15 protein-coding genes are annotated in these 24,114 nt (G+C 57.6%); 12 read left to right on the forward strand and 3 right to left on the reverse strand.

All coding sequences use genetic code 11. The features are described 5' to 3' along the window. Positions 1-93 precede the first annotated feature (93 nt). The gene (locus ACFFSY_RS06500; RefSeq protein WP_377491668.1) at positions 94-1,743 is read right to left on the reverse strand and encodes a response regulator; all 1,650 of its coding nucleotides are present in this window, start codon (positions 1,741-1,743) and stop codon (positions 94-96) included. 11 nt (positions 1,744-1,754) lie between these two features. Further along, the gene (locus ACFFSY_RS06505; protein WP_377491671.1) at positions 1,755-3,467 is read right to left on the reverse strand and encodes a sensor histidine kinase; all 1,713 of its coding nucleotides are present in this window, start codon (positions 3,465-3,467) and stop codon (positions 1,755-1,757) included. Between the two features lie 300 nt (positions 3,468-3,767). Between ACFFSY_RS06505 and ACFFSY_RS06510 the strand changes: the two genes are divergently transcribed. The 11 genes from ACFFSY_RS06510 to ACFFSY_RS06560 all read left to right on the forward strand — a co-directional run bounded on the left by ACFFSY_RS06510 (position 3,768) and on the right by ACFFSY_RS06560 (position 21,152). Next, positions 3,768-4,652 (forward strand): ABC transporter permease, encoded by an 885-nt coding sequence (locus ACFFSY_RS06510; RefSeq protein WP_377491893.1) that lies wholly within the window; start codon positions 3,768-3,770, stop codon positions 4,650-4,652. A gap of 307 nt (positions 4,653-4,959) precedes the next feature. Continuing rightward, a complete protein-coding gene (locus ACFFSY_RS06515) occupies positions 4,960-5,838 on the forward strand; it encodes a carbohydrate ABC transporter permease (protein WP_377491674.1) in 879 nt (292 codons plus the stop codon). Positions 5,839-5,916: 78 nt separating this feature from the next. Continuing rightward, complete coding sequence (locus ACFFSY_RS06520; protein WP_377491677.1) at positions 5,917-10,308, forward strand: carbohydrate binding domain-containing protein; 4,392 nt, start codon at positions 5,917-5,919, stop codon at positions 10,306-10,308. 226 nt (positions 10,309-10,534) lie between these two features. Continuing rightward, positions 10,535-11,140, forward strand: coding sequence for a pentapeptide repeat-containing protein (locus tag ACFFSY_RS06525; protein ID WP_377491680.1), 606 nt, complete (start codon positions 10,535-10,537; stop codon positions 11,138-11,140). Between the two features lie 293 nt (positions 11,141-11,433). Continuing rightward, positions 11,434-13,278 carry an assimilatory sulfite reductase (NADPH) flavoprotein subunit gene (locus ACFFSY_RS06530; protein WP_377491683.1) on the forward strand — a complete coding sequence of 615 codons (1,845 nt, stop codon included), beginning with the start codon at positions 11,434-11,436 and terminating at the stop codon, positions 13,276-13,278. Between the two features lie 28 nt (positions 13,279-13,306). Then, on the forward strand, positions 13,307-15,025 hold the full coding sequence (gene cysI / locus ACFFSY_RS06535) for an assimilatory sulfite reductase (NADPH) hemoprotein subunit (RefSeq protein ID WP_377491686.1): 1,719 nt from the start codon (positions 13,307-13,309) through the stop codon (positions 15,023-15,025). Positions 15,026-15,461: 436 nt separating this feature from the next. Continuing rightward, positions 15,462-16,148 (forward strand): YceI family protein, encoded by a 687-nt coding sequence (locus ACFFSY_RS06540; protein WP_377491689.1) that lies wholly within the window; start codon positions 15,462-15,464, stop codon positions 16,146-16,148. Between the two features lie 195 nt (positions 16,149-16,343). Beyond that, the gene (locus tag ACFFSY_RS06545; RefSeq protein WP_377491692.1) at positions 16,344-16,886 is read left to right on the forward strand and encodes a hypothetical protein; all 543 of its coding nucleotides are present in this window, start codon (positions 16,344-16,346) and stop codon (positions 16,884-16,886) included. Between the two features lie 42 nt (positions 16,887-16,928). Beyond that, on the forward strand, positions 16,929-18,089 hold the full coding sequence (locus ACFFSY_RS06550) for a serine hydrolase domain-containing protein (protein WP_377491695.1): 1,161 nt from the start codon (positions 16,929-16,931) through the stop codon (positions 18,087-18,089). 239 nt (positions 18,090-18,328) lie between these two features. Further along, a complete protein-coding gene (locus ACFFSY_RS06555) occupies positions 18,329-19,915 on the forward strand; it encodes an ABC transporter substrate-binding protein (protein WP_377491697.1) in 1,587 nt (528 codons plus the stop codon). Positions 19,916-20,282: 367 nt separating this feature from the next. Beyond that, positions 20,283-21,152, forward strand: a complete 870-nt coding sequence (locus ACFFSY_RS06560; RefSeq protein ID WP_377491700.1) for an SDR family oxidoreductase — start codon at positions 20,283-20,285, stop codon at positions 21,150-21,152. Between the two features lie 195 nt (positions 21,153-21,347). Here ACFFSY_RS06560 and ACFFSY_RS06565 read toward each other — a convergent pair whose 3' ends face one another. Then, the gene (locus tag ACFFSY_RS06565) at positions 21,348-21,797 is read right to left on the reverse strand and encodes a GNAT family N-acetyltransferase (protein WP_377491703.1); all 450 of its coding nucleotides are present in this window, start codon (positions 21,795-21,797) and stop codon (positions 21,348-21,350) included. 235 nt (positions 21,798-22,032) lie between these two features. On the opposite strand from ACFFSY_RS06565, the gene ACFFSY_RS06570 reads away from it, so the two are divergent. Beyond that, positions 22,033-24,102, forward strand: coding sequence for a bifunctional aldolase/short-chain dehydrogenase (locus ACFFSY_RS06570; protein ID WP_377491706.1), 2,070 nt, complete (start codon positions 22,033-22,035; stop codon positions 24,100-24,102). Positions 24,103-24,114: the final 12 nt, after the last annotated feature.

Genomic DNA, 24,114 nt, shown 5'->3' on the forward strand with positions numbered 1-24,114 from the left:
GGTGCAGGGGAATCCCCGAACTGCCGGAACCCAACACGAAGAGCGCCACGGGGCTAGATGCCCGCGGCGCTCTTCGTGCTGCGCTGCTTCCGGTTAACCTTGGCGCTGCCAGTCGTCTCGGTATTCCTGGGGCGTCACGTCGAAAAACTTCTTGAATACCCGTATGAAGTAGGCGGTATTGTTGTAGCCGACCATCTCCGCGATCTCGAACACCTTCGAGGCCGTCGTGCGCAGATAGAAGGCTGCTTTCTCCATCCGCAGCCGGTAGACGTATTCCGTCAGCGCCTCGCCCGTCTCGGTCTTGTACACCTTGGACAAATAGACCGGATGCAGGTGCACGTGCCCGGCGATCGCGGGGAGCGACACGTCTTGGGAGAGATGGCGGTCCACGAAGCTGCGCACGCTCCGGACGATCGTGCTGTGGTTATCCTTCAGCTCCTGCTCGGCATCTTCCCGGATGCGCCGCAGCGTCCGCACGGACCAATCAAGCAGTTGACCCGCCGTCGAATACGCGGGGCTACGGAAATAGCGGAGCGCGTCGTCCGGCAGGACGGCGTGCAGCTGCTTCCCGTTCTTGTGGATTATATAGGCGAATGCCCCGGCTAGCGCATGATAGGCTTCGATCAGCTGTTCCGATACGTCCGGGTTGTCGTCCGCCTGAAGCAGCTCCTCGAAGATGCGGCGGATCTTGCGTTCGACGTCGTCGAAACGGCCAGCCTCCAGCAGATGAATGAGCGTCGGCGGCTCGTACAGCGCCCAGACCGCGCTCACGGCGGCATCGGAAGGCTCCGCATCCTGCTGCGTCGTTACGAACAGCCCTTGACCTTGGCCCATCTTCTGACGCATCGCCCGGACCGCCTGCTCGTACATGTCGCGCGCTTGGGAAGGAAACCGCCCCCAGCCGCCGACGAGGATCGAGACCGCGCCTTTCAAGTAGATATGGACGTTCGCTTGGATCTGCTCGGCATACCGCTCGGTCAGGGACCGCGGTTCGGCGGCGCCTTCGGCTATAAGCGAATCCTTCTTTCTTTTCACTAAGATGACGATATAATCGTGCGCGTCTCTCGCGGGCCAGATATGGAAATGCTCCTGCATCACTTCGCTCACGATATTACTGATGGCATACTCCATCAATGCCTGCTCGCGGTCGGGGAGATCGGCGAACCGGTCCTCCATCCGGATGAGCAGCAGGCCGATCTCGTCGTGGACCGCATAGGGGAGCTCGAGCAGCTCGAGCTTGTCCGCAAGCGCCGTCTCGGCGTACGTTTTGCCGGACAACAGCTCGTTTAGCATCGTCGAACGCAGCAGCGGCAGATTCTCGTTCAAGGCGTACATCGCCTTCTGGACGGAGGCCGCCTCTTCCCACTTCGCCTTGATCTGGCCGACGACGCGCGTCACCGAATCGATCAAATCCTCGTCGCTGACCGGCTTCAGCAAATAATCGAACGATTGCCGCGCGATCGCCTGCTTGGCGTATTCGAAGTCCGCGTACCCCGACAACAGGATGGTTTTGATATGCGGCCATCGCTCTTGGATGCGCGTGATCAGCTCGATGCCCGACATGCCCGGCATGCGAATGTCCGTAATGACGATATCGATCGCATTCTGCTCCAGCACCTCCAGCGCCATCGCGCCCGACAGCGCCTCATGAACGGCGCCGATGCCGCATTCCGCCCAAGGAATCGTCTCGGCGAGCGTCTCCACGACCGAGCGTTCGTCATCGACTAATAAAAGTTGCAGCATATGCGTATCCCCTAACTGTTTGTGTTGTCTAACCAAGTAAGCGTCACCTTGACGCCGCCCGACCCCGAACGGGCGTAGCGGAGGCCGGCCTCTTCGCCGAAGAGGAAGATCATGCGCTGATGCACATTCCAGGTGCCGCACCCCATATGTTCATCGAGCGGCTTCTCCAATTTCCGCTGGAGCAAGTCGATCGCCTCGTCGGACATGCCGATTCCGCTGTCTTCCACCGTGATCATGCATCGCCCTCCCTCATAGACGCCGGTCACGACGATCTCGCCGTCCTCCGCTTGCGGCTCCAAGCCGTGCAAGATGGCGTTCTCGATGATCGGCTGCAGCGTCAGACGCGGCACGGTCAGCTCGAGCATCGACTCGGGGATGTCGACCGTAAATCGCATTCGCTCAAGCCGCAGCGCTTGAATATTCAAGTAGTTGGTCACCATGCGGACTTCTTCGCGGAGCGTGGCCAGATCGTTCTCGCTGCGCGTGATATACCGGTAATACTCGCCCAAATTCAAGGACATCGCGACGACGGCCTTCTCGTTCTTCATTCGCGCCATGTTCTTGATATAGAACAGGCAGTTGTAGAGGAAGTGAGGATTGATTTGCGACTGCAGCTGCTTCAAGGTCGCCTCGCGCCTGCGCAGCTGCTCCTCGTACACGTTCTCGATCAGCTCCTGGATGCGCTGCGCCATAATGTTGAACCGTCCGAACAGCACGCTGAACTCGTTGCGCTCCGCGTGCGGAAGCCGGACGGAGAAGTCCCCGGCGGCCAATCGCTTCGTGCCTCGAACGAGCTGCAGGAGCGGGAGCTGCACGCTGCGGTATAGCGCGAAGACAACGGCGACGCCCATGACGAGCAGGACGGCGATCGACATGTAGAACAAGTTCCGGCTGCTTGTAATCGGACTTAATATTTGCTGCATCGGCACGTAGTCGACATAGTACCATCCGAGGCTCTTGGACCGGATATACGAGACGAAATACTCGGTGTCGTCCAGATTAGCGCGGAAGGCGCCGCTCTCCGCAAGCGCTGTATGCCTCAACTGCTTCGTCAGGAGCGCGATTCGCGATTCGTTCGCGCTTCCGTTGCGGATCGCGCCGTGCGCCGGGTCGAAGAGGAACGGATCTCCGCTGTTGTTGATTTTGTTCTGGTCGAGCAGCGCAGCCAAGTGCTCCACGGGGAAGCTGATTTTCGTAATGAGCCGCGCCGTCTTGGGATGAGCCATCGCCGAGACCGGGTCCGTCGCATGCCAGGTGAACTGTTTGCCTTCATAACTCCACGCTTGGGGAAAAGGAGACTCGAACTCCTTCTCGTCGTAAGTCATCGTGGCGTAGTAGTCGGTCGAGAGCACTTGAAGGGTGCGGGGGAAATAGAGCGTGATCTCTGAATGCCACTTGCTTGCGGCATTGTATAGATTCATCTTCTCCAGAATGGAGACGCTCAGCTTCACGCGCTCGTATGGCTGCTCCGCGAAGTCGGGCCGCTGGTATTCCTGAATGCTGGAATCTTGGCCGATCGAGACGCCGTATAACGACAGCTGGTAGATCGTCGACTCGACTTGGGAGGCGAAGAAGGAGAGCCGGTTCGTCGTGCCGCTCTGAATCTCGTGCTCGATGACCTTCACGCTTTCCCGGTTGGAATACGTGTACAAGGAGATGACCGGGATGAGCAGGAGGAGAATCAGCAGCGTGATTTTGGTGAAAACGTTAAAGCGCGATAGCACATCGGGGCCTCCTTCGTGTGGATAAGTTGAACTATAGCTTGATACTCAAAAGCTGCGCAAGCGTGATGATCTCCATTCCACCCATCTAGTTAAAATATCAATACCGTTCTTGCAATATTAGGATATAGAACCAAAATGGCCGTTGCTATAATCGTTATATTACAAGGTCCGCCGGACCTAGCAAAGCAAAATATTTGTCGGAAATCGGAGGATGCAATGGTGAAAGATATGGCTTTACAAGCGGGCAAGCAAGCTGACAACCCGCGATCCGAGCGGGTATCCGCGAAGGGCAAATGGAACATGAGACGGAATTGGCCGCTGCATCTGATGCTCGTGCCGGCGGTGCTGCTGACGCTGCTGTTTCAGTACGTCCCGATGGGCGGGCTGGTCATCGCCTTCCAGGATTTCAAGCCGTGGCTGGGGCTTGACGGGTCAAAATGGGTCGGGCTCGACAACTTCCGCTTCTTGTTCCGTTACCCCGGCGTCGATCAGGTCATCTGGAATACGCTGATCATCGCCTTCTTCAAAATCGTCGCCGGACTGATCGCGCCGTTCCTGTTCGCGGTGCTGCTGAACGAGGTGCGGTCGATGGCGTTCAAGCGCGTATCGCAAACGCTCGTCTATTTGCCTCACTTCATGTCGTGGGTCATTCTGGGCGGCATCTTGCTCGACATCTTGTCCCCGGACGGCGGCATGGTGAACAAGCTGGTCGTCGCGCTGGGCGGCCAGCCGGTGTTCTTCCTCGGGGACGGGGACTGGTTCCGGGTGACGCTCATCGTCAGCGACGTCTGGAAGGAGTTCGGTTTCGGCACGATCGTGTTCTTGGCTTCGCTGGCAGGCATCAATCCTGCGCTCTACGAGGCGGCGGAGGTCGATGGGGCGAACCGGCTGAAGCAGACGCTGCACATTACGCTGCCTGCGCTTATGCCGATCGCCATCGTGCTGCTGACGCTCTCGATCGGCAACATCCTGAACGCCGGCTTCGATCAGGTGTTCAACTTGTATAATCCGCTCGTGTACGAGAAGGGGGATATCATCGACACCTTCGTCTACCGGCTCGGCATTCTGAACGGCAAAATGAGCTTCGCGACGACGGTCGGGTTGTTCAAATCGGTCGTCGGCACGGTGCTCATCGTGATCTCGTATTGGCTGGCCTATCGACTCGCCAACTACCGCGTATTTTGAGGAAGTTCAAAAAGTCGCCAATTGATCACGAAGCAGATCAGGGCGTAACTCGACATCGAATCTGGCGTTCAGGCTCGAAGTCCGGTGCTCATTTAGGCGGGCCTAAACTCCGCGCCTCCTTCTTCGCCTTCACGCCACCTTCTCGGTGCTGCGTAACACGGCATCGAATCTGGCGTTCAGGCTTGAAGTCCGGTGCTCATTTAGGTTGGCCTAAACTCCGCGCCTCCTTCTTCGCCTTCACGCCACCTTCTCGGTGCTAAATGGTCGACTTTTTGAACACGCACATATTTAGAAGGAGGACGTTCTTTTGTATCACAAGACAACAGGCTATCGATTATTCAGCATCGCGAATTATGCGTTCCTCGGCGTGCTGTCGCTGCTGTGCATCCTGCCGATCATCCACATTCTGGCGGTATCGTTCAGCAGCATGGCGCCAGCTTCGTCCAATCTGGTCGGCTTCTGGCCGATCGGCTTCACGACCGATGCGTACGTCAAGACGTTCGGCAACTCGAACTTCCTGAACTCCCTCTGGATTTCGGCGGAGCGGACGGTGCTGGCGACCGTGATCGGGATGGCGCTCGTCACGCTGACGGCGTTTCCGCTGGCGAAGGAGGAGCTGCATTTCAAGGGCAGGGCGATGTACACGTGGTTTTTCGTCTTCACGATTTTGTTCAGCGGCGGTCTCATTCCAAGCTATATTCTCGTACAGAAGCTGGGGCTAATGAATTCGATCTGGGCGCTTATTCTGCCTGGGGCGGTCTCGGTCTGGAACATCATCTTGATGATGAATTTCTTCCGCGGACTGCCAAGAGAGCTCGAGGAGGCTGCCTATCTCGACGGGGCAGGTCAGCTGAAGACGCTCGCGCTCGTCTACATCCCGCTCTCCATGCCGGCGATCGCAACGCTGTCGTTGTTCACGATGGTGTATCAGTGGAATGCCTGGTTCGACGGCATGATCTACATGTCGGATATCCAAAACTACCCGCTCGCCTCGCTGCTCCAGACGATCATCGTGCAGCAGGATTTCTCCAAGATTAACGTCGATCCGAGCCAGTTGGAGAATATCTCGCAGCGAACGGTTCGGGCGGCGCAAATTTTCATCGGCGCGCTGCCGATTCTGCTCGTGTATCCGTTCCTGCAGCGGTTCTTCGTCAAAGGGATGGTCATCGGCGCGGTGAAGGAATAGACGCTGAACCGATTGGAAGGGGCTGCCGCGGCAGCTCTCTCTAATCGCTTCAACATATACATTTAGGAGGGGATAAACATGAGGAAGACATCATGGCTGTCAGCGATGCTCGCATGCGGTTTGCTATTGTCGGCGATCAGTCCAGCGGCACATGCAAGCGAAGAGGTAGGGAATAGGGCTGCTGCCGGGTTTCCCGACCTGAGCGGCGGACATTGGGCGAAGTCTGCAGCCGAGCGACTGCAAGCGATGGGGATCATGACCGGAGATGCGCAAGGACGCTTCCAGCCGAATCGGCCGATGACGAGAGCGGAATTCATCGCCATGCTGGACCGGGCATTCGGCTTCAGCGGCCAAGCGGAGAAGTCGTTCGCGGATGTTCCGGCCGAGGCATGGTATTACCGTGCCGTTATGAGCGCAAGTGGATCGGGCATCGTTCAGGGGGGAGACGGAGACCGCTTCGCGCCGAACGCTTCGGTAACGAGGGAAGACGCGGCGGTGATGCTGGAGCGTGCCTTCCAGCTATCGACGGGCCAAGAGTCCGATACGGGGCTGCTGTCGTTTCGGGATGGCGGGGATGTCGCCGGCTATGCCAAGAAAGCGCTTACTTATTTGGTTGAGTCGAAAGTAATGAAGGGAGCAGGCGGACAGCTGCTGCCGAAGCAGCCGATTACCCGAGCGGAGGCGGCTTCTTTGTTAGCCGGAATGACAGCAGTCCTCATCGCGAAGCCGACCCTGTACGATACGGCTAACGTGAGAGGGAATGTGATTGTTCGGACTACCGGCGTGACCTTGAAAAATACCGTCATTGAAGGAAACCTGATTCTCGCGGAAGGGATCGGAGACGGCGAAATCGCGTTGGAGGGCGTTACGGTCACCGGCAGCACGATTATCATGGGCGGGGGCAGCCATTCGATCGTCTTCCAGAACGCGCAGCTGGGCAGCGTTGTTATCGATAAGCGGGGCGAACCGGTTCGAGTCGTGTTCCAAGGGAGCACGCAAGCTAAGTCGGTTACCGTGCGGCAGCCGGCCCAGGTCGAGTTGTCCCGGGAAAGTTCGATCGGCGAGCTTGCGTTCGGCGAGTCGGCAGGCGGTTCCAAGCTGACGGCCGAGGGGAAGATCGACCGTCTGCGCGTGGCGGCAGAAGGCGTTACGGTGAACGGACAAAAGGTGAATGCGGGCTATGAGGCAGCGCTGGCGCCGAAGTCGGATGCGTCCGTCCCATCGGTCTTGCCACCACCGACCAACCCCGGCTCGCCTGCGGACGACGGCGAGAAGCCGGTCGCGCCGACGACGATTCCGGAGCAGGACTGGAAGCTCGTCTGGAACGACGAGTTCAACGCATCCGCCATCGATACGTCGAAGTGGACCGTGCAGGATACCGGCGTCGTCTACAATAACGAGCTGGAGTATTACAGTCCGAACAACGCCAGTATCCAGAAGGAGGGCAGCCGAGGCGTCCTGAATCTGGCGGCGAAGAAAGAAGCCTATCGCGGCAGCGAATATACATCCGCTAAATTAACGACGCAATTCAAAGGCGACTGGACGTACGGGAAAGTCGTCGTGCGTGCGAAACTCCCTGTAGGCAAGGGGATGTGGCCTGCGATCTGGATGCTGCCGACGGACGAAGCGCATTACGGCGGCTGGCCGGCTTCGGGCGAGATCGACATCATGGAGCTGATCGGCGGCGAGCAGAACAAGCATCGCGTCTATGGCACATTGCATTACGACAGCGTGCAGCCGGACGGCTCCCATGGTCACGATCAAGGCATCTTCGAATTAGCGCAGGGACAGTCGTTCGCGGATGACTATCATGATTTCCAGGCGGAATGGCTGCCCGGCATCATCCGGTTCTATGTGGACGGCAAGCTGTATCACGAGGTTCGCGATTGGAAGACGAAAGGTCCCGGTCAGCCGGCGTACTATACGTATCCTGCTCCGTTCGACCGACCCTTTTATTTGATTTTGAATTTGGCCGTTGGCGGCGATTGGCCGGGCGCGCCATCGCCGGATTTCGTAACGGAAGATATGAAGGTCGATTTTGTGCGCGTCTATGCCTACGACAAGCTGAGCAGCTGGCCGGACGTGACGGGCCATCCGCCGGAACCTGCCGCTAAGCGCGAGCCGCAAGCGGACGGCAACCAGCTGTACAACGCTGATTTCCGAAGCACGACGGATGCGAGTGGCATTCCGCTAAGCTGGCAATTCCTGCTGAACGCAGGTGGAACGGGCAGCGTATCTGTCATCGACGATGCGGCGGAGGGGAAGGCGGCCAAGGTGTCGATCGCCAGCGCAGGCGAGCAGCTGTATTCGGTCCAGCTTACGCAGATGCCGATGTACATCCGCAGCGGCAAACGGTACAAGGTGACCTTCGATGCCAAAGCGGATGCGAGCCGCACGATCATGGCCAAGGTGAATCAATTCCAGAAGAGCTGGAAAAATTATTCCGGCGAGCAAACCTTTACGCTGACGACGAATTGGCAGCCGTATGAATATTCGTTCGATATGCGCGATAGCACGGATAACAATGCGAGATTCGAGTTCAATCTGGGGATGAATGCGGCAGCGGTCTATCTGGCGAATGTGAAGCTGGTCGAAGTCGGCGACGCGCCGCCGCTGCCAGACGAGACGATCGAGCGGGGCGCGCTGCCGGACGGCAACCTCATCTATAACGGCACGTTCGATCAAGGCATCGATCGACTGGCCTTTTGGAAGCCTACTATCGCTTCCGATGCGAAGGCGAGAATGAGCGTCAACAACTTCCTGAAGTTCCCGATCATGGAGCGTCAGCTGGTCGCGGAGGTCGAAGAAGGCGGGGATGCTGCGGGCAGCGTCGCCGTGAGCCAACCCGGCTTGAAGCTGGAGCCGAACGCGGCCTACGGTCTATATTTCCAGGCTAAGGCGGATGTGCCGAGAACGATGAGCGTGGATGTCGTGCGTTCGGGCGGCGGCAGCGTGCAATTCCCGCAGGGCGCTTCCGTTCAACTCGGCACCGAGCTTGCCTCTTATGCGAAGGAAATCGTCATTGGACCGGAAGCAGATGCGGAAGCGGAGCTGAAGCTGTTATTCGGGGGCGATTCGGGCACCGTATATGTGGACAACGTACGGCTCGTCAAACTGGGTCAGCCTGTCCATGTCGCAGGTTACGCCCACGCGTCAGCCGCGCAGGCATGGGAGATGCAGGGTCTCCAATTGGAAGAGGCAAGCGAAGGCGGGAAGAACGTTGGCTTCATGGATGAAGGCGATCTGCTTCAATATAAAATCAGCGCTGCCGTGGATGCGGAATACGTGCTCTCCGCCAGGGTCGCAAGCGGCGATGCGGATTCGACGATCCGACTGCGCGTGAAGAATGAAGCGGGCGATTCCGTAGCTAGCGAGGACGTGAAGCTGGGCAGCACAGGCGGCTGGCAGACGTACAAGACCCTTTATTTTGAGCCCGTTCGACTCGCGAGCGGCCAGCACTATTACATCAACTTCGAGGGTTACGACTACAACTCGCTCTGGCTGGATCTCTCGGCGAATACAGTCCAAAACGGCAGCTTCGATGAAGGCACGGCTGCGTGGACGATCGCGACGACGGACGCGGCGAAACTGGAGACATCCGAAGACGGCGAGCTGCAGGTCCGGCTGCCGGGAACGGGGACGCAATGGTGGGATCATCAGGTGCAGCAGTTGGGCTTGCATGTCGAGCATGGGAAAACGTACCGGCTTGAGCTGGATGCCCGGTCGTCGGTGCCAAGACCGATGCAAGTCGTCGTCTCGCAAAGCAGCGGCGAATATGCGAAGTATTTAATAGAAGAAACACAGCTGACGGAGGAGAAAACAAGGCTCTCTTACACCTTCGCGATGGATGCGCCGACAGATGCCGCAGCCGTGCTCGCCCTCGGTCTCGGTCAGCCCGCGACTGCGGACGGCTCGCATACCGTATCGATCGATAACGTGAAGCTGTACGAGGTAAATCCATCGGCGGATGCGGGCGGACAGCCGGTGAACGTGAACCTGCTGCACAATGGCGACTTCGCCAGCGGTACGGAAGGCTGGATCGCGTATGCCGCCGGAGATGCCAGCCAGCTTGCGATCGTCGCGGAAGACGGCAAGCTGCAGGCGTCAATCGCAACCGTCGGCGACAACCCATGGGACCGTCAAGTCATCAACGAAGGATTCGCCATTCAGCAAGGCGCCCGGTATAAGCTGACCTTCAAGGCGAAGGCCGGCACGGCGCGGAAGCTCGGGATCGGCATCGGCTGGGTAGACGTGGCGGCGAACTACGAGTGGCACGGCTATTTCGGCCAGCAGGCGGATCTGACGACCGAGGATCAGACGTTCTCCTACACGTTCGATGCGACGGCCGATAGCTACGGCAATGCGCGCCTCACGTTCGACATGGGGAATATCCCTGGCGGCAATGCTGGTCCGACGGCGATCACAATATCGGAAGTCAGCTTGGTTAATATGGGTCCGGCGAAGAACTAGCTCATCCGCTTGGATCAGGCCCATGCACACACGCGTGCAGGCAAACGGCCGGTCGGCGGACGAGAATTCGGCCTCGAAGCGAACGCCCGGCGGGTGATCGGGCTTAGGCAACACGAGTGGAAGGAATGCCGCACAAAAATATTACGCTTGACTTCCGGCACTGCTTACCCGGGCTATTGACAGCCATGTGCTATAGTGGAACTATAACGCACATGGGAGGCTTTCAATGTTTCAGCACAGTCATCAACATTACGAGAAGGTCGAGTTCGGCGCACGGGACTTGAGGTACGGCGAGTTGGTCGGCTGCACGTTCGATCGGTGTTCGTTCGCGAACGGGTCCCTGGAAGAGATCGTCACCAGCGGCTGCCGGTTCATGTCGTGCGATTTTCGCGGCGCGGCGTTGAACGGCTCGATACATAGAGAATCCGCCTTCGAGAACTGCAGTTTTGCCGGGGCTAATCTATTCGTGGCGAAATTCGAAGCGTGCAAAATGACGGGCTCCGATTTCTCCGGCGCCACGTTGGACGGCATCGCGATCGAGCAGGGCGACTGGTCGTATACGAATTTGAGACTGGCCCGGTTGGCCAGACAAGACCTGCGCGGCGTCCGGTTCGTCGAAGCCGACCTGTCCGGCGCGAACTTGGAGAAAGCAGATCTGAGATCTTGCGACCTGACGATGGCCGTGCTCGCGAAGGCGAAGCTGCAGGACACCGATATTAGAGGCGCCAAGCTGGACGGAGTAGACTTCAAAACCTTGACGTTGGCCGGCTTGAAAATGGATCGGGAGCAGGCGGTGCTAATGGCGCGCTCATATGGCGCTAAGATCGTGTGATCCTCAGGTACACATGCATATGCAGCGGCAAATAGCTGCATCTTTCACGATAAGGAGCCTTCTTCCGGTTGGTCCGACCGGTCAAGAGCGGCTCCTTTGCGCTGATATTTGGCAAGATCGCCCAGCGCATTTTGTTTTGTTATAGGATTCATCAGAATTCATTATCTTTAAGTCGACCATTTCGCTCGCGTTATATGGTATAGTTTTCAAAAGGTAAGTTAATCGGAGGGCGGAGATGTCCGTCTGCCCGCCTGCATGTTTTCGCAAGACAAACTTTTGTGGGGTGGATCGCGTTGCAATTGCAAGTAAACAACAGTCCGTTTAACCAAGAGCAGGTCGACCTTCTGAACCGGCTTCTTCCAGGCTTGACCGAAAGTCAGAAAATTTGGCTCAGCGGCTATCTCTCCGCGACGGCCTCCTTTCAGGCGGCATCCGGCGCTTCGGCGGCGACTCCGCAGGCGTTGAACGCCGCAGCTGCTCCGGCCGCTCCGGCAGCAAGCAAGGACGTGACGATTCTCTACGGCTCGCAGTCCGGCAATTCGGCGGGTTTTGCCAAGAAATCGGCCAAAGCGCTGCAAGAGAACGGCTTCAACGTTACCGTCTCATCCATGAGCGATTTCAAGACCAACCAACTTAAGAAAGTCCAGCAGCTGCTTATCGTAGCGAGCACGCACGGCGAAGGAGAGCCGCCGGATAACGCGATCTCCTTCCACGAGTTCCTGCTCGGCAAGCGCGCTCCGCGCTTGGAAGGGATGACCTTCTCGGTACTCGCGCTGGGCGATACCTCGTACGAGCTGTTTTGCCAGACCGGCAAAGAGTTCGACGCGCGATTAGAGGAGCTTGGCGCGACGCGTCTCTATGACCGCGTAGATTGCGACGTCGACTTCGACGAACCGGCAGCGGGATGGCTGAAAGGCGTTATCGAAGCTCTGAACGCAAGCGCGTCCGCTGGATCGGCGGTTGCCGAAGCCGCAGCGCCATCCACGGCATCCGGAATAGCCGTGGAATCGTCCTATTCCCGCACGAACCCGTTCCGTGCGGAAGTATTGGCGAACATGAACCTCAACGGCCGCGGCTCGAACAAGGAAACACGCCATCTGGAGCTTTCCCTTGAAGGGTCGGGAATTACGTATCAGCCAGGCGACGCCCTTGGTATCTATCCACAGAACGATCCAGCGCTCGTCGACGCGCTTCTGGAAGCGACGAAGTGGGATCCGCAGGCGCTGGTGACCGTGAACAAGAACGGCGAGACTCGCGCGCTGCGCGAAGCGTTGATCGATTACTTCGATATTACGACGTTGTCTAAGCCGCTGGTAGAGAAGCTCGCGCAAATCGCCGCGAACAAGGAAGCTTTCGAGCTGCTCGATGCTGCCAACCGGGAGAAGTTCAAGGCTTACGCGCATGGCCGCGATTTGCTTGATTTCATTCGGGATTACGGTCCGCTGCAAGCAAGCGCCCAGGACGTCGTGTCCCTGCTTCGCAAGATTCCTGCACGGTTGTATTCGATCGCCAGCGCCCAGTCGGCCAATCCGGACGAGGTGCACTTGACGATCGGCGCCGTTCGCTACGAAGCGCACGGCCGCGAGCGCAAGGGCGTATGCTCGATCTTCACCGCCGAACGGCTTCAGCCGGGCGATACGGTGCCGGTCTACATTCAACAGAACGCGAACTTCAAGCTTCCCGAAGATCCAAGCGCGCCGATCATCATGGTCGGACCGGGCACGGGCATCGCGCCGTTCCGCTCGTTCATGCAGGAGCGCGAAGAGATCGGGGCGGACGGACCGTCCTGGCTGTTCTTCGGCGATCAGCATTTCGTCACGGACTTCCTGTATCAGACGGAATGGCAGCGTTGGATCAAGGACGGCGTCTTGACTCGCATGGACGTGGCTTTCTCGCGTGATACGGAGGAGAAGGTATACGTGCAGCACCGGATGCGCCAGCATGGCAAGGAGCTGTACGCTTGGCTGGAGCAAGGGGCGTCGTTCTATATTTGCGGCGACGAGAAGAACATGGCCAAGGACGTGCACAGCGCGCTCTTGGACATTATCGAGACTGAAGGCGGCAAGAGCCGCGAGGAAGCGGAGAATTATTTGGCGTCGATGCAGCAGAGCAAGCGGTATCAGCGCGACGTATATTGATTTTGGATGAAGAGGAGCACGACTTAGCATGGCAAAGACGAAATTAACGGCCCCTGAGGGAACACCTAGTGATGTCGAACGCATCAAGCGCGAGAGCAACTATTTGCGCGGCACCTTGGCCGAATCGATGCTGGAACCGCTTAGCTCCGGCATCTCGGACGACGATAACCGGCTGATGAAATTCCACGGCAGCTATCTGCAGGACGACCGCGATCTGCGTAACGAACGCCAGAAGCAGAAGCTCGAGCCCGCATACCAATTCATGCTCCGCGTCCGCATGCCGGCTGGCGTCGCCCAGCCGGGGCAATGGCTCGTCATGGACGAGCTGGCCAACAAATACGGCAACGGCACGTTGAAGCTGACGACGCGTCAGACGTTTCAGATGCATGGCATACTGAAGTGGAACATGAAGAAGACGATTCAAACGATTCACACGGCGCTGCTCGATACGATCGCCGCATGCGGCGACGTCAACCGGAACGTCATGTGCAATCCGAATCCATACCAATCCGACGTTCACGCCGAGGTCTATGAATGGTCGAAGCGGCTTAGCGACGACCTGCTGCCGCGGACGAGGGCGTACCATGAGCTGTGGCTCGACGAGGAGAAAGTCGCCTCCACGCCGGAGGTCGACGAGGTCGAACCGATGTACGGCCCGCTCTACTTGCCGCGCAAATTCAAGATCGGCATCGCAGTGCCGCCTTCCAACGATATCGATGTCTACTCGCAGGATCTAGGTTTCATCGCGATCGTCGAGGACGGCAAGCTGACCGGCTTTAACGTAGCGATCGGCGGCGGGATGGGGATGGCGCACGGCGACAAGGAGACTTACCCGCAGCTCGCGAAAGTCATCGGTTATTGCAAGCCGGAGCAGATTTACGATGTTGCGGAGAAAATCATCACGATCCAGCGCGACTACGGCAACCGTGCGCACCGCAAGAACGCCCGGTTCAAGTACACCGTCGATCGGCTCGGTCTGAAGAACGTCAAATCCGAGCTGGAGCGCCGTCTCGGCTGGAAGCTAGCGGCCGCCAAGGAGTTCCACTTCAACGATAACGGCGACCGTTACGGCTGGGTGCAAGGCGTCGGCGATACGTGGCACTACACGATGTTCGTGGAAGGCGGCCGCGTCGCGGATTTCGACGGCTATCCGCTCATGACGGGGCTTCGCGAGATCGCGAAAGTTCATACCGGCGACATTCGCTTGACGGCGAACCAGAACTTGATTATTGCCAACGTATCGGCGCAGAAGAAAGCCGAGATTTCGGCGCTCATCGAACGGTATGGTTTGTCCGACGGCAAAAGGATCTCGGGGCTTCGCCGCAGCTCGATGGCTTGCGTGTCGCTGCCGACATGCGGACTTGCGATGGCGGAAGCGGAGCGTTACCTGCCGGTGCTCATCGACAAGATCGATGTTATGCTGGACGAGAACGGACTGCGCGAAGAAGAGATCACGATCCGGATGACAGGCTGCCCGAACGGCTGCGCGCGCCATTCGCTCGCCGAGATCGGCTTTATCGGCAAGGCGCCGGGCAAATACAATATGTATTTGGGCGCCGCGCACGACGGCAGCCGCTTGAGCAAGATGTACCGGGAGAATATCGGCGAAGACGAAATTCTTCGCGAGCTGTCGGCGCTCATCCCGCGCTATGCGCAGGAACGTAAGAGCGGCGAACACTTCGGCGACTTCGTCATCCGCGCGGGCGTCATTGCCGCGACGACGGACGGTACCAACTTCCATGCTTAATGGCCGCTTGCGAGCGGCTTGAATAAATGGAACGGGGCAGGCATGCGATTCCACGAATCGCATGCCTGTTGGCGTTTCATGGGGTTGGCAGACATCGGATCGTAGGAGGTTGGGCCGCCCACTGACCGAGCGTGACCGAGCAACGCGTGTCGCGATGGCACCGCGCGCCGCGGAGAGGAGAGATGAAGGTCTACATGTATAAGAGCTGGCGCACGATTCCGGATTCGCGGGTTCAATTGCGCTTTTAAGCTAATTTTCAGACTGCGCTAAGGTTCTTTTCATCTACGTCTGATAGTGTAAATGTAATTCGTTCGACCGCATGCACTACAGCATGTAGTGAAGAAGGGGTAGGTTGATTGCCGTCTTTTTTTTGTTCTTTTGCACTACGTAATGTAGTGTTAATTGGATGGCGACATACATAGGAGGAGGAATAGGAATGAAGAAGAAATGGGTACTGGCGGCAGGAGCGGCAATCGTGGTTTTGGCAGGCGGGGGGTATATCACATATGATTACTTCACAGGAAATCAGGTGGAGATCAAGGAAGTGATCGGCGAGGCGGATGCTGCCACAGCATCTGGGGCGATAGTAACGGGCGAGCAGCTGAACGGGGACTGGACGATCGCTGATGGCTCCGAGGTGTATATCTCAATGACGACGTCGAAGGAGACCGTCAACATGACAGCCGGCACGGTAACGGGCAAATGGACGATTGATACGGCGAATGCGGGACAAATGACAGCCGAAGGCACCGTCGACCTGGAAGGTCTGGATTCGGGCAATCCGATGCGCGACGGCCACATTAAAGGCGATCAATACTTGAACGCGGCTGCACATCCGCAAGCGACGTTCACGGCTGCGTCGATCGATGGCTTCCCGGAATCGTGGAGCGAGGGTGTCGCCGTGCCGCTGCAGCTCAAGGGCACGTTGAACGTGCGCGGCGTCGACAAGGAGGTCGTGTTCGACAGCCAGGCGGTCTATGATCAAGGACAGGTGAAGCTGGAAGGCAGCACGATTGTTACCTTCGCCGACTTCGGCATGAAGAACCCACACCAGGTGCTGGTGGAGACGGAGAACGACGTGAAAGTAGAGCTTCAGCTGCTGCTGGATAGGCCTGCCGTATAAGGAAATGCGAACAAGTCGGTCCATGATAGACCGGCTTGTTTCGACGATGTTTGGCTGATCAGCTGCAGACACCGCGATGCTATCCGGACCAGTGCTCTTCTCGTGCGTCTATGATACGTTCGCGCGAAGGGGCGCGGAATTCATGGTAGAATAGTGCTTATTGCGGGAACTAAACGAGAAAAGTCGGTGGAATGAATGCAGCGGAACGATCTGGAAGAGGCAAAGCAGCTGTTCATACGCAATTGCGGAAATATGATCCGGATGCATAAGGAAGGCGTGCTTCAAGTGTATAAGGCCTACGAGGTGCCGAAGGAAACGGAAGCGGCGTGGACAGCGGAACTAATCGATGAATTAGTCAAGGCGTTATCTATTCTCAACACGAATGCTCTGGAAGAGCTGGAGTCGATGTACAAAATCGGTCAGCAGCCGTCGATTTATGTAGGTATTCTCCAATTCGCGTCCAAACAGGTCATGAGCGCGGACAGCATCGTGAGACTCGCCTATGCCGAGTCGATTGTCCGGATGTTCAAGCTGATGCGGCAATCGCCGTCCAAAGACGTGCACTACAAGTCGCTCCAAGTGGCGTCCGAACTGCTCGAGGACGTCATCGCGAAGCCGCTTGTCTTGGATGTAGGCCGCGAGCTGCAAATTTACGGGCTGTCGGACAAGAAGGCGCTGAATACCCGGGCACGCCAAAGTTTGGACGAGGCACGGGAGGTATTCGGCCGGTTCAAGTAGAAGTGGTGGGGGAACCATTCCATCGCTGGAGGTGTCATGAAAATGAATAAAGAACGTCTAGAGCGTCTGCGTCCATTGCTGCGTCACTTTGTTGACCAAGGACCAGCCGGTTGTTCTTGCCTGGTCGTCCATGACGGTAACGTTGTATTCGAAGATTATGCCGGTCATGCCGATGAAGCAAGCGGGCAACCGATCGGGCCGGACACGATTTTTCGGATTTTCTCCAACACGAAGGTCGTGACGTGCGCTGCCGCGCTGATCTTGCATGAAAGAGGCTTGTTTTTGCTGAATGACCCGTTGGAAGAATACTTGCCGGCATTCAAGCAGCCGCTCGTCTACATCGAAGAGCAAGGAGAGCGGAGGGCGGTGCCTTCGACTCGCCCGATCCGGGTGAAGGATCTGTTCACGATGTCTTCCGGGATCACCTACCCAGGGGAGAACGGCGAGACGGAGCAGGCAACGAAGCGGCTTGAAGACGAGTTGAGACAAAGCGGGCGCTTCGACAACCGTTCGCTAGCCGAGGGACTTGCGGCGATCCCGCTTGCCTTCGAGCCGGGAACCAGATGGCAGTATGGCTATAGTCACGACGTGCTCGGCGCGTTGATCGAGGTGCTCTCCGGCAAGACGCTCGGACAGTTCATGCAAGACGAGCTGTTCAATCCACTCGGGATGCACGATACGTTCTTTCGAATCCCGGAGAACAAACGAGCACGACTAGCGACGATGTATATCCGGGACGAAGCGGGCATTCGGAATCCGAGTGACCTATTCGAGGCGAACTACCAGCCGGAAGCCACGTTCGAGAGCGGCGGGGCAGGCTTGTTGTCCACGTTGGCCGACTATGGCCGGTTCGCGAGCATGCTGGCGCAAGGAGGCAAGCTGGACGGCGTTCGCATACTCGGCGCCCGAACGGTTGAACTGATGGCGGCCAATCAGTTGTCCAGCCAACAATTAAAGGATTACAATTGGCCGTATTTGGCCGGCTATGGGTACGGTCTGGGCGTACGGACAATGATGGACCCAGCGGCCGCGGGCAGCGGCGCTTCCATCGGGGAGTTCGGCTGGAGCGGGCTGGCCGGGACATGGACGATGATCGATCCGAAGGAGAAGCTGGCGGCTGTATACATGCAGCAGATGCTGCCGAATTTGGAAGCGTATCATCAGCCGCGGCTGCGCAATGTGATTTACGGCGCGTTGGGTTGACGCTAACGCAACCAGCAAAGGCCGATTGCCGGTTCTCCGGCGATCGGCCTTTTGGCGTCCGTCGAGCGTGGACTGTGCATCCGCAGCCTGTAGGGGGCTATTTTTTACACCGATCATTGATTTCGTATTACTTTTCGTTGTTCCGCCCAATTAAGAAAAACGCTTTCATCGCCTATAATTTCACTTGTAAGCGTTACCACGCCGAATGTGAAAGGCCATAAGAAGGGGGAACTCGGAAGATGCTGAACAAACAAAGAACGGTTTTCATGGCGATCGTCCTTACGCTCGTCATGGTACTCGCCGCTTGCTCGGGCAACAATGCCGCGAACAACGGAGGCAGCGCTGCGCCTGCCAACGCGTCGGATAAGACGGAGACGGCTGCAGAGCCGGCTGCTGCGGGAGGCGAAGGCGGTGCCGACACGTCCGAGGAGGTCCAGCTGAAAATGATTTTCGTCGGACCGAAGCCCGCCGACTATGACGTCGTGTTCGCTGAATTGAATAAGAAGCTGAAGGAGAAAATCAACGCGACGCTGGAAGGCGAGTTCCTGGATTGGTCCGACTGGGCGCAGAAGTACCCGCTGAAATTCGCCGCGAACGAAGACTTCGATCTCGTCTACTCCGCGAACTGGGCCGGATACCACGATCAGGCGTTGAAGGGCGGCTTCCTGGAGATAACGGATGACATGATCGCCAAGTACTTGCCGAAGACGCAAGAAGCAATGCCGCAAGTGAGCTGGGATCAAGCGAAGGTGAACGGCAAGTTGTTCATGGTGCCGCAGAACCGTGGCGAGTCGGTGGAGAAGCTGATTCTGTACCGCGAAGATTTGCGCAAAAAGTACAACCTTCCCGCGATCGACAGCCCTGAGGCGTATGCGACGTACTTGAAGACGATCGCCGAGAACGAGAAAGGGATCACGCCATTCACGCCGGAGACGGGCGACTGGAAATATCACAACCTGGACCGCGTCCTGTTGAAACAGCAGTACGAGTGGAACATGTTCGATCTGGATATGCCGTTCGCATTTAAGCTGTCCGACGCGAAGGGACAAGTGTTCAACGTGTACCAAACGCAGGAATTTAAAGATTTGCTCGCATACTACAAGGATCTCGCCGATCATAACGCATGGGCGAAGAACGTGTTGAACAGCAAGGATGACCATCAACAGAAATTCAAGCAGGGCCTAACGGCGTCGATTACGCATAACAACGGCACGCTCGGCAATGTGATGACGCAGATGAAGCAGGAGAATTCGCCGTACGAGGTCGCGCTGGCGGACGTCACGCCGGACAAAGCGAAATCCATCGCGATCTCCACGCAGAACGGCACGTCGATTCATGCGACAAGCAAGCATCCGGAGCGCGCCTTGATGCTGATCGACCTGATGCAGAACGACAAGGAAATTCACGACCTGATCATGTACGGCGTGCAAGGCGTGCATTACGAGCCGGTCGGAGATACGGTATTCAAGGCGACGGACAAAAACGCGAACTTCACGAACTTCTCCAACTGGGGCTTCAACTCTCCGCTCAACCGGGACAACGAAGCATTCCCGAAAGAAGCGTCCGATCTCGTAGCCAAGTGGGAGAGCGGTGTCTACCACTATCCGCTGGAAACGTTCGTGTTCGATAACACCAAGGTGAAGACAGAGCTCGCCAACATCGGCAACGTCATGCTGCGTTATGCGCTTCCGCTCGAATACGGCGTCGTGAAAGACACGGACAAAGGGCTTGCGCAGCTGAACGAACAGCTGGATGCCGCGGGCATCGAGAAAGTAAGACAAGAGCTGCAGGCACAGATCGACGCATTCTTGGCGAATCAGCAATAAGCAGCGGTTAGGAATGCGCGGCGAACGGTCGCGCGTAATAGAGCAAGCAAACCCGAGTTCGCGGCGCGAATTCGGGTTTTTGCATGCCGCGTACAGGACGGGGTTAAACTTAATCCGGATAGGAGATCAACGTCGTCTCATGACCGAGCTCATGTCGGCCCAGGCGGACTTGCCGCGCTTTCGTGCTTGCGGGCGGTTCGCAGCAGGAATTCGTATCGCTCCTCCCGCCGCCTGCGGATTCAGGGCGCGAAACGGAGCAAGCACAGCAATTTGCGCAGCACGGATAGACGTTGTTGACAAAAGGGCAAACATGTAACTATAATGGTTACAGGTAAAGCGAAGTCAATTATGAGCGGAGGACGACAATATGAAATTACTAGTAACTGGAGCTACGGGCAAATTGGGTTCGAAGGTGGTTGAAGCGTTGCTGAAGAAGGTTCCGGCGAGCGAACTGGCGGTCAGCGTGCGCAACCCGGAGAAAGCGGCTGCATTGAAGGCGCAGGGCATCGACGTGCGGCAAGGCGATTTCGACCGTCCGGAGACGCTTGACGCTGCTTTCGCGGGCGTCGATCGGCTGCTCATCATCTCGGCTGACGGCGATAACGAGACTCGCATCCGGCAGCATACGGACGCTGTCGCGGCGGCGAAACGCGCGAATGTCGGCTTCATCGCCTATACAAGCGCGACGAATGCGCGCGAGAGCTCGCTGTTCCTGGCCGAGGTGCATCGGGTGACGGAAGAGGCGATTATCTCGACGGGCATCCCTTATGCCTTCCTGCGCAACAACTGGTACTTGGAGAACGAGATCGGCAGCATTCAAGCCGCGTTGGCCGGTCAGCCGTGGCTGACATCCGCAGGCAATGGCAAGGCAGGCTGGGCGCTGCGCCAGGAGTATGCGGAAGCTGCTGCTGCCGTGTTGGCCGGAGAAGGGCATGAGAACGCCGTCTACGAGCTGGGCGGTCCGCTCCGTACCCAAGAAGAGCTGGCTTCCGCGGTTGGTGCGGTTATCGGCCGAGACATTCCGGTTCATCAAGTCGACGATATCGAGTATGCGTCTATCATGGCGGGTGCCGGCGTGCCTGATTTCGTGGTCCCGATTCTTGTTAGCATTCAGAAGAGTATTCGCGACGGCGCGCTCGAGGTGGGAAGCGACGATCTGGAGAAGCTGCTCGGCCGTCCGCTGACGCCGCTCGATCAAGCGTTGGCCGCGCTCGTGAAGGAGCTGCCGTCCGCTTAAGTGCTCACGCCTCGCGAATCGGAGGCAGGGAGCCAGCTGAACGTAGCTTGCTAGGTTTCGCAGTAATACGTTGGATGTTATCATACTCATGCAGGGCCTCTTCTAATCATCTTTGGATGACGCGAAGAGGTCCTATTTATTTTGGACTGCATTTGGCTGCGTCGAGCAGTGAACCGCAACGAGGAAGCTCCCGCGTCACTCGAAACGCAATTTCATATCGATATGCGGGATGTCATCCTCCAAGTAAATTTCCGATACATTAACGAAGCCGAACGAATGATAGAAGTTCTCCAAATAAGACTGCGCTTGTATTTTGACCTCGGTTTCCCGCCACTCATCGCGAATATAGTCCAGTCCGCGCCGTACCAGCTCGGCGGCGACGCCTTGGCCCCGGTACGCTTGGTTGACCAGCACTCTACCGATGGAAGCCTCCGGGTAAGCCAGACCGGCTGGTAATATCCGAAGGTAAGCGATCACGTTCCCTTCGTCATCCAATCGATACAGATGCATCGATTGCAGATCTTTGCCGTCCACCTCAGGATAGGGGCACTGCTGCTCCACGACGAATACTTGCGTTCGCTCCTGCAATATCCGGTACAGCTCAAGCGTGGATAGTTGCTCGAATGTTTTCAATATCCAAGTCATGTTGGGATCTCTCCTTGATACGAAATCGCGCGATATGTTGTCAGTTTACACGAAAAGGGGCTGGACCGCATTGTTTCGTTGCAACACGCGCAACAACATACGCAGAAACTTAAGTAAAAATGAAAGGAGGTTTTTGTTTTCTTTTGTTTTATACGAAAGTTTCTGTTTTCAAAACAAAACAAACATGTTACTATCCGATTATAGAACTAATCCCATACATTCGGAGGTAAACAAAATGGTACAAAGCTTGTGGCAGGCTTCGGAAGCGTCCCAACATACGAACGGACTCGATCAGCTGGTGTATCGGTCCAATCTGATCGGCGCCGATCGCCGGGTGTGTAATATTTTTGGCGGCAATACGTCTTCCAAGACGACGGTGCAGGATTTTCGCGGTCGCGATATCGAAGTGATGTATGTGAAAGGAAGCGGCTCCGATCTCGGTTCGATGAAGGCGGGGAATTTCACCGGTCTTCGTATGGACGACATTCGCCCGCTTATTGAGCGCGAGTCGATGACCGATGAAGAGATGGTCGCGTACCTCGGCCACTGTATGATCGACGCCAAGCATCCGCGCGCGTCGATCGAGACGCTGCTGCATGCGTTCTTGCCGTTCAAGCATGTGGACCATACGCATCCGGATGCGATTATCAGCCTGTGCTGCGCGGACAACGGCAAGGAGCTGGCTCGCGAAATTTTCGGCGACCGTTTCGTCTGGGTGCCTTACGTGCGTCCCGGCTTCACGCTGTCGAAGATGATCGCCGAGGGCGTATTCGCGAACCCGAATGCCGAGCTTGTGCTGATGGAGAAGCACGGCCTGGTCACGTGGGGCGAGACGAGCGAAGCGTGCTACGCGCAGACGATCAAGATCATTAATGAGGCGGAAGCGTTCATCGAAGCTCGCGTGAACGAAGCGCGTCTGTTCGGCGGGCAGAAGCATGCCGCGCTGCCGGCGGATGTCCGCCGTCAGATCGCATCGCAAGTGATGCCGACGATCCGCGGCGCGGTATCGGACGGCAAGAAGATGATTCTCTCCTTCGACGATCAAGACGACGTGCTCGCGTTCGTGGGCGGCTTCGATGCGCCGCAGCTATCGCAGGTCGGCGCTGCTTGTCCCGACCATCTGGTGCACACGAAGGTCGTACCGCTGTTCATCGACTGGACGCCGGACGCTGATGACGTCGCAGGTTTGAAGGCGAAGCTCGCCGAGGGCATCGCAGCATACAAGGAGCAGTACCAAGCGTACTTCGAGCGCAACAAGAACGAAGGCGATGTCATGTTCGAAGCTGCGCCGCGCGTTATCTTGATCCCGGGCGTCGGCATGGTGAACACGGGCAAAAGCTGGGCGCTCTCGCAAGTCAGCGGCGCGCTGTATCACCGCGCGATCGCGGTCATGCGCGGCGCGACGGCGCTGGGCCAATTCGTCTCGCTGAGCGAGAACGAATCGTACAACGTGGAATATTGGCCGCTCGAGCTGTATAAGCTGTCGCTCGCGCCTGCTGAAGCCGAATTCTCCCGCAAGGTGGCGTTCATTACCGGCGGGGCCGGCGGCATTGGCAGCGAGACGGCGCGCCGCCTGGCTTCCGAAGGCGCGCACGTCGTGCTGGCGGACTTGAATCTCGAAGGCGCGCAGAAGGTCGAGCAGGAAATCAACGACAAGTATGGCGAGAATCGCGCATTCGCAGTGAAGATGGACGTAACCGACGAAGCAGCCGTCCAAGCTGCCTATGCGGAAGTCGCGCTCGTCTACGGCGGCGTCGACATTATCGTCAACAACGCGGGCTTAGCTACGTCCAGCCCGTTCGATGAGACGTCGCTCAAGGAATGGAACCTGAACATGAATGTGCTCGGCACGGGTTACTTCTTGGTGGCGCGCGAAGCGTTCAAATTGATGAAAGACCAGGGCATCGGCGGCAACATGGTGTTCATTGGCTCCAAAAACTCGGTCTACGCGGGCAAAAACGCGACGGCCTACAGCGCGGCCAAGGCGCTCGAAGCCCATCTGGCGCGCTGCATCGCGGCGGAAGGCGGCGAGTTCGGCATTCGCGTCAACACGATTTTGCCGGATGCGATTCTCCAAGGATCCGCGATCTGGAACGGCTCATGGCGGAACGAACGCGCGGCCGCTTACGGCATCGACCCGGATCAGCTGGAGGAGTACTACCGCAAACGCACGACGCTGCTCGTGAATATTTATCCGAAGGATATCGCCGAAGGCATCGCGTTCTTCGCTTCGTCGAAGTCCGACAAAACGACCGGCTGCATGCTGACGATCGACGGCGGGGTGCCGGCGGCGTTCACCCGCTAATATATAGAAGGA

The sequence above is a fragment of the Paenibacillus aurantiacus genome, assembly GCF_042431225.1.
Taxonomy (GTDB): Bacteria; Bacillota; Bacilli; order Paenibacillales; family Paenibacillaceae; genus Paenibacillus_Z; species Paenibacillus_Z aurantiacus.

Bases quoted from the DNA above. Each gene is read 5' to 3' on its own strand.
- ACFFSY_RS06520 (WP_377491677.1), top strand. From the start codon at position 5,917: ATGAGGAAGACATCATGGCTGTCAGCGATGCTCGCATGCGGTTTGCTA.
- ACFFSY_RS06555 (WP_377491697.1), top strand. From the start codon at position 18,329: ATGCTGAACAAACAAAGAACGGTTTTCATGGCGATCGTCCTTACGCTC.
- ACFFSY_RS06570 (WP_377491706.1), top strand. From the start codon at position 22,033: ATGGTACAAAGCTTGTGGCAGGCTTCGGAAGCGTCCCAACATACGAAC.
- ACFFSY_RS06525 (WP_377491680.1), top strand. From the start codon at position 10,535: ATGTTTCAGCACAGTCATCAACATTACGAGAAGGTCGAGTTCGGCGCA.
- ACFFSY_RS06545 (WP_377491692.1), top strand. From the start codon at position 16,344: ATGCAGCGGAACGATCTGGAAGAGGCAAAGCAGCTGTTCATACGCAAT.
- ACFFSY_RS06560 (WP_377491700.1), top strand. From the start codon at position 20,283: ATGAAATTACTAGTAACTGGAGCTACGGGCAAATTGGGTTCGAAGGTG.
- ACFFSY_RS06510 (WP_377491893.1), top strand. From the start codon at position 3,768: ATGAGACGGAATTGGCCGCTGCATCTGATGCTCGTGCCGGCGGTGCTG.
- ACFFSY_RS06550 (WP_377491695.1), top strand. From the start codon at position 16,929: ATGAATAAAGAACGTCTAGAGCGTCTGCGTCCATTGCTGCGTCACTTT.
- ACFFSY_RS06540 (WP_377491689.1), top strand. From the start codon at position 15,462: ATGAAGAAGAAATGGGTACTGGCGGCAGGAGCGGCAATCGTGGTTTTG.
- ACFFSY_RS06565 (WP_377491703.1), bottom strand. From the start codon at position 21,797: ATGACTTGGATATTGAAAACATTCGAGCAACTATCCACGCTTGAGCTG.
- ACFFSY_RS06500 (WP_377491668.1), bottom strand. From the start codon at position 1,743: ATGCTGCAACTTTTATTAGTCGATGACGAACGCTCGGTCGTGGAGACG.
- cysI (WP_377491686.1), top strand. From the start codon at position 13,307: ATGGCAAAGACGAAATTAACGGCCCCTGAGGGAACACCTAGTGATGTC.